General features: G+C 66.0%; 3 protein-coding genes and 3 pseudogenes. 2 read left to right on the forward strand and 4 right to left on the reverse strand.

The genetic code is table 11. The features are described from left to right. Positions 1-100 precede the first annotated feature (100 nt). Positions 101-208, reverse strand: a pseudogene (locus IF09_RS47820) (IS5/IS1182 family transposase); the annotation flags it as partial. An 83-nt stretch (positions 209-291) separates the two neighbouring features. Beyond that, positions 292-675 carry a hypothetical protein gene (locus IF09_RS46665; RefSeq protein WP_199920547.1) on the reverse strand — a complete coding sequence of 128 codons (384 nt, stop codon included), beginning with the start codon at positions 673-675 and terminating at the stop codon, positions 292-294. Between the two features lie 45 nt (positions 676-720). Here IF09_RS46665 and IF09_RS41435 point away from each other — a divergent pair, with 45 nt between their 5' ends. Together IF09_RS41435 and IF09_RS44295 are read left to right on the forward strand one after the other, a co-directional pair. Then, complete coding sequence (locus IF09_RS41435; RefSeq protein ID WP_234321345.1) at positions 721-1,224, forward strand: transposase; 504 nt, start codon at positions 721-723, stop codon at positions 1,222-1,224. Positions 1,225-1,250: 26 nt separating this feature from the next. Continuing rightward, positions 1,251-1,592, forward strand: a pseudogene (locus IF09_RS44295) (transposase); the annotation flags it as partial. Positions 1,593-1,780: 188 nt separating this feature from the next. Here IF09_RS44295 and IF09_RS0139355 read toward each other — a convergent pair. Together IF09_RS0139355 and IF09_RS44300 are read right to left on the reverse strand one after the other, a co-directional pair. Next, the gene (locus IF09_RS0139355) at positions 1,781-5,002 is read right to left on the reverse strand and encodes a hypothetical protein (protein WP_158710210.1); all 3,222 of its coding nucleotides are present in this window, start codon (positions 5,000-5,002) and stop codon (positions 1,781-1,783) included. Between the two features lie 668 nt (positions 5,003-5,670). After that, positions 5,671-6,345: pseudogene (locus tag IF09_RS44300) on the reverse strand (IS5 family transposase). Positions 6,346-6,562: the final 217 nt, after the last annotated feature.

A 6,562-nucleotide genomic window follows, 5' to 3' on the forward strand; every position in this document is an offset into this window, starting at 1 on the left:
GAATTCGGCAGGGTAATGCTTCATCCCCACGGGGACTCCGTTCTCCTGGACCATCAAGATCCAAGTGTCTCCGGTGTCCAAAATCCGGGGTCAAGGCCCAGATGCCTTGCAGGCACAGCCGGTCAGCGACCGGCCGCGGCCCTGGTGACCTCGTCGGCCAGGGCGGCAGCAGCGGCTCGATCAGTGCCCACAAGTCGTCATCCACGATCCACGGCCGAGTACTCACACCATCCCGAACGGCAGAATCATCACACCGGTCACGGCTGACCAGGACATCTCAGCAAGATCCTGTTACGAGCTCTTATGGTCGCCGTAGGCGACGTCCCGCCGCAATCCGGACTCGACCAGCAACTCGGAGGCGGAGAGTTTGCCGGACGCCGAACGCAGCGGTGTGCCGGCCGGGAGGCGGTCGGCAGCGGCCCGCAACGCGGCTCGCTCGGCTTGTTTGTCCCGGCGTCGGCGGCTGGTCATGTGGTCTCCTTCTAGCGTCAGCGACGCCGTGACTTCGGTGGCGGTCAATAATTTGTGAGAGCTGCTCGGCCTGTGCCGCCGCGCGTCCCGCCGTGGCCTGGGGGCCAGCAGGTCAGCCGCGTCGCGCAGGCTGGACGCCTGCGCGGCATCGAATCCGAGGCCAGCCGGCTTCACGAGGTCCTCCACCGCGAGTATCTCCACCAACCGCCTCAGGTTGAGGAGGCCTTCGGTCGGCAGACCGTGGCCCTGGTGCGTCAGCTGGAGGCGGCCTGCGCGAACGCAAGCGAGCTCGAAGCCGCCACGAGGGAGGCCTTCGAGCAGCACCCTGACGCCCGGCTCATCTCCAGCTTTCCGGGCCTGGGGTCCTTAACTGGGGCACGAGTCCTGGCCGAGATCGGCGACGACCGAGCCCGTTTCGCGACCGCTGGATCGATGAAGGCCTACGCCGGCAGTGCACCAGTCACCCGGGCAAGCGGCAAAAGCTGTTCGGTGATGGCCCGCCGGGTGAAGAACCAGCGGTCAGCCGCCGCCGGCTACGTGTGGGCCTTCGCCTCCCTAACCGCTTCCCCCGGCGCCAGAGCCCACTATGACCGTCGCAAAGAGGCAGGTGACCGCCACGTCGCCGCCCAGCGCAACCTATTCAACCGCTTCGTCGGGATGCTCTTCTACTGCCTCCAGCACGGCGAGCCCTACGAGGAGCTGAAGGCATTCCCCAACCAGCCCATGGTGGACCTTCCCGCGGCAGCCGCTTGACGAGTTAAGCGCGTGGGATGTCTGTCGACCGGGGCAAGTACGGATCGAAGATCCACTTGATCACCGAGAGGACCGGTCTGCCCCTGTCCGTCGGAATCTCGGGCGCGAACCTGTACGACAGCCAGGCCCTCGAACCTCTCGTCCACGGGATACCGCCCATCCGCTCGAGCCGCGGCCGCCGACGGCGTAAGCCAGGCAAGCTCCACGCGGACAAGGGCTACGACTATGCCCACCTGCGGAGATGGTTACGCGGACGCGGTATCACTCACCGCATCGCCCGCAAGGGCATCGAGTCTTCGCAGCGACTGGGCCGCCACCGCTGGACCATCGAACGCACCATGGCCTGGCTCGCCGGCTGCCGCCGCCTCGTGTCGAGTTTCGACTTGTCGGGTTTCCTCGCGCAGGAGGCCTGCGCCCCTGATAGACGCCCCTGGCGATGTGGCTGGACTGCTTCCGATGCCTGCGCATCCGATGGGAAGGACGCAACCAAAGCAACGTGCCTCGGACTACGCACCGTCCATGGCGTGATGACCTATCTCGGCATGCGGGTCGGTGGTCAGCGGGGCTGGCGCGGTTGTTGTGTGTCAACGGTGACAGGTCCTCGGAGCAGCTTCAGCAGGGTGCTGAAACTGCCGGGGGTCTGCCCTGGCGGAAGTTCCGTAGAAGGCTGGCATTCGTGAGGCCCTTTGACGAGCTTAGCGAGTTGTCCCTTCAGGTCTCCTCTGCTCATGTCGGAGAGGACCCACCCGAGGGGGGCGGCGATGCCCGGGCGGCTGGACGGGGCCGCGAAGAAACTTCGTAGCTGGGGGCATTCGGCGCCGTCAACCTTGAATTTCAGCGGGCCGCTGTCCGTCAGCGGTTTGGTACCCGGCTGCTCGCTGGTCTTCTGTGGTTCGATCGGGGGGGCAATGGTTCCCGGCAGGGGGCCTGAGAATCGGTACAGCGCCAACTGTCCCAGCGTGGTCACGCTCAGAGCGGCCTTAGGGGATTTGCTGGCTGTGAGAGGCGCGACGGCCTCCGGCTGTCGTTTGGCGCGGGGTGCTACTCCCCCGGACTGGTAGTGGTTGTCGAGGACTGCGACGAGCGGGAGGACATAGCGGCCGCCGCTTCCGGTTGCGATGGTCTTGTTGTAGGCGGCGACCTGCGGTTCTAGCTCCTCCCACAGTTCGAGTAGGAGGGCGAGACCGCTCGATTCGAGCGTTCCGCCGTCGAGGTCCGCTAGCTTCTGGGGCTCGCCGTCTTTGACACAGCGATGCATACGCCCGGACGGAGAGATAAAGGGAAAACGGGCCGACAGATGGACCGCGGTAGCGAGGCGAAGTCCCTGGTTCCCCTCGTTGTCATTGCAGTCGCGGTGGTCAGTGTAGGCGGCCGCGTCGATGGCACCCGCCGCGAAGCCAGGAGGACCGGCATCCCGGTCCCCGGCGCCCCTGGGCGTGGCCACCTCCGTGCGCTGGCAGTTCAGCGCTGATTGGTCATCATCGGTCGGGCCGCCTGTGGCCCATACCCTCGACACGACGACGCGGCAGCCGGAGTTCACGTCGGTGCCGTTGAGCAGGATCAGCGGACGCCAGGCAGACCCGTTGGCAGGCTGACTGGTGGCGGAGAAGAACTCCCCCTTCAGACGGTCGTCAAGGCTCTCCCAGGAACGTTCGAAGACGATCGCGCGGTCGCCGGGACGCAGGTCACCCAAGGTGTTGATGCCATGCAGGGCACGCGGTAGGTCGCGGTAGAACATGGCGGCCAGGTTGGCTGCAAGGGTGTCCTCGCCGGACAGGCGGGCGGCGAAGTCCCGGCCTGCGTGCTCGGCGGGCTCATTTTCTCTCGGTCCCAGACCATGGCCGACGAGGCCCAAACTGCCGCCCGACACTCCGCTGGCGCCGAAGACCATGTCCCGGGCGCACGGAGGCTTCGTCAACTCGTCCATGGCTGACCCTGTCCAGTAGGCAGCACGGATGCCGCCGCCGGGCGCGGCGATGAAGAGCATCGGCATGGCCGTCGCCGTTTTGAGTTTCGCGTCGTCGTCCATGCACTTCTTCACGGCCGCATGCCAGTCCTTGAAGGACTGCTTGGCGTCGAAGGGCTTGGCCAGGGCACCGTCTGATGCTGGCCGTGGCTTGAGCCGCACTTCGTGGTAGCCGCCGGTGGTGTCGAGCATGGCCTCCAGCACCAGCGCAGCGATGACGAGTAGCCATAGCGGAGTGAGCCGGAAACGGAGGTAGCGTAGGGCGGGAAGAGGCAGACGGTACTCGGCTCGCCGCGCCAGCCACCCAGCGGCAAGAGTCACGGTCGTCAGCAGCAGGACGAGCACCCCGAGACTGCGTAGCAGCGGCCCCAACATGCCCGGCCACATGGTCAGGGCACCTCCCGTGACGACCGCCAGCGCGAGCATGCCAAGACCAAGGATGTTGAGCACCTTCACGCTCGTCGGCATCGGCCTTTGACTGCTGTCCGACTCGGAATCCGGTTCCGGCTTCGGCTCGGTCTCGGCCTCGGTCTGTGCCTTCGGATCGAGCCAGCGGCCTTCGAGAAAGCGGACCACCTCATTGGCCACGGGGCCAGCCAGCGCCGCGGCGGCCACTCCGATCCAGAACCAGAACTCCACCCTCCCAAAGTCCACGAGCCGGCCTGCCTCACCCACACCCGTCGCGATCTCGGACCCCAGGAGGTAGGGCCGCGCATAAGCCCGTGTAAGTCCCAAGCCAGCGATAGCGAGCGGCAACACAGCCAGAACGCGGCCCATGCTCCGCGCCCTCTCTCGCGTGGACGCATTTGGAATCCTGGTCGGCTTCGCCGGCGGATCCTGCCATTCCCCACGCAGGAAGAGACTCCAGATCGCGAGGACCAGCACGAGCACCGGGACCGCATACACCCCCGGCGCGGCATACCCGGCGACCAGGTGCAACAAGAGAGCGAGCAACAGCAGAATCCCGCCGAGCGTCAACAGCCAGAGCGGGGACAGCCACGGCTTTTGCCGCTGCTGCGGTGCCCCGTCGAGCAGGGCCCATCGCCCTACGACCCACAGCGCCAAGCAGAACCCGAAAAGCACGACGACGGGCCCCAGGACATCCCCCACCAGCTGCCCCCATCCGTGCAGCGCCCAGGCCCTTTCGATGTCGGGAAGCTGCTCCAGCGGGCCTTCACCCGGCACGACGACCAGCAGGACCAGGATGAGAAGAACCCCCAGCTGGTTGCGATGGCGCGTCCATACGCGAGCCTCCGTCAGGGTGGAGCTCATCCATCTATCCAGCCATTCGTCCAGGGGCCCCGGCAGCATCCGGGCAAATCCCAGAAGGCCGAACAGCACGGTGACCGCGAGGGCTCCCCACTTGACCGACGAGAAGAACGCCACCGCATCGGCCCAGCCTTCCGACGGCTCCGCGGGAAGATCGCCGACCAGGCGGAAGGAGAAGATCGTCTCGGCCCAGTCGGCTGCCAGCACACCGAGAACCAGCCACTTGATCCATTCTGGGGGGAACGGCGGGTCCTTCCTGATCGCGCCCCAGATCTTGCGGAGCAGCAAATAGATGACGAGGACGTACGCGGGTGCGAAGACGACGATGTCCAGCCAGAGGTAGGTCCTGATCCAGCAAAGGACCTGATCTCGCCCACCGTCCCCCATGAGTTCCGGCGCGGCCTTTGCCCACACGGCGACGGCCTCGAGACGCTTGTCGTCATTCCAAAAGGCGAAGCCGGGCCAGCCGGAGAGCGCACTGGCCGAGCGGGAGGGTTTGTCCTCGACTGTCAGTTCGGCCAGCAGCCTGGAGATTTCGGTCATCACCAGAAACCCCGCGACAGCGAGCGCCCACAGCCCCATTCTGCACGAGGGGCCTACTGAAGCCATCCAAGTCGGAAGTCGTGGGATATAGAGGCGCATATTGTCATTGTCGACGGTGATGGTAGCGGCACACCGTTGTACGCGCCGATCAGCCCCGCAGTTCGATCACTACGTCCGACGCGTCGGGGACTGCCTTCGGTCTTTCCTGTCGATCAGTGTCAGAGGTCGGCAGGACGGGAGAACGCCGGGGCACACCAATGGGGATGGAAAGAGCCCCGCCCCAGTAACGTCTGGGGCGTACTTCTGGCACGGCGCATGGCGGGATGGCGGCAGAGCGGCCCTTGTGACGAAGGGGGCTGGCGGCTCCAGATGTCGGCTCACCAGCCACCAGATGGCGAGTCTGCAAGGCGAGTTGGCGGGCGGCCTGTCGCTCATGGGTGGACGGAGGACGACCGCCCGCCGGCCGCCCGCTGTGGCAGTTGCTGGGGCGCGTTCCGGCGCCGCTGCGACCACCCTGCGGACCGCCGCCGTGCTGCCGCGTAGACAGAGCCTCGTCAGCGGCGTTCAGGCAGCCGAGTGACAGCGGAGTGAGCGGCGAGTTCCTGCGTCGCGGTCTCTGCTGGTGGAGAGATGGTCATGGCCTGAATCGCTTAGAGCTCGTAACACGATCATGAGTTGGGTTTGTTGAGGCGTCGCCAGCAGATTAGGCTGCAGGCCAGGGAGACGAAGGCGTCGTGCAGTTCGGTGCGGCGTTCCCATCGGACGGCGAGTCGTTTCATCGCGGTTGGGGTTGGAGTCGTAGCCCCTGTCTCCGAGTAAGGCCTCGGGACGTCGGCGCGGCCGGCCTGGACGACCTGCCACGGGGGGGATGCCGTCGACCAGGGCGAGGATCTGGGTGACGTCGTTGACGTTCGCGGCGGTCGTGATGACTTTGAGTGGAATGCCTCGTCCGTCGCAGATCAGGTGGTGTTTGCTGCCCGTCTTCCGCCGGTCGACCGGCGACGGACCGGTGTCGGCTCCCCCTTTTTCGCCCGAATGTGGGAGCCGTCCACGCAGGCCCTGGACCAATCGAGCCGGCCGGCCGCGTTCAGCTCGGCGAGGAGGATCCGGTGCAGCTGGTCGAAGACCCCGGCCTGCTGCCACCGTTCCAGGCGCCGCCAGCAGGTCTGCCCCGAGCCGAACCCCAGCTCAGGGGGCAGAAGTTGCCACGCAATGTCGTTGCAGAGCACGTACAAGATGCCTTGCAGACACAACCGGTCTGCCACCGGCCGCGGCCCTGGCGACCTCGTCGGCCAGGGCGGCAGTAGCGGCTCGATCAGTGCCCACAAGTCGTCGTCCACGATCCACGGCCGAGTGCTCACACACTCACGAACGGCCGAATCATCACACCAGTTACGCCCGACCAGGACATCTCGACAAGATCCTGTTACGAGCTCTTACAACCCCTAACGAAATGATCTTCGGGCTGGTTGGATGTCCCTGAGGACGTTGATCTGGGGGTGTGGGGTGGCTCGGCGGAAGCCGTGGGAAGTGGACGATGAACTCTGGGCGGTGATCGAA

The organism is Streptomyces katrae (assembly GCF_000717655.1).
GTDB classification, from domain to species: domain Bacteria; phylum Actinomycetota; class Actinomycetes; order Streptomycetales; family Streptomycetaceae; genus Streptomyces; species Streptomyces katrae_B.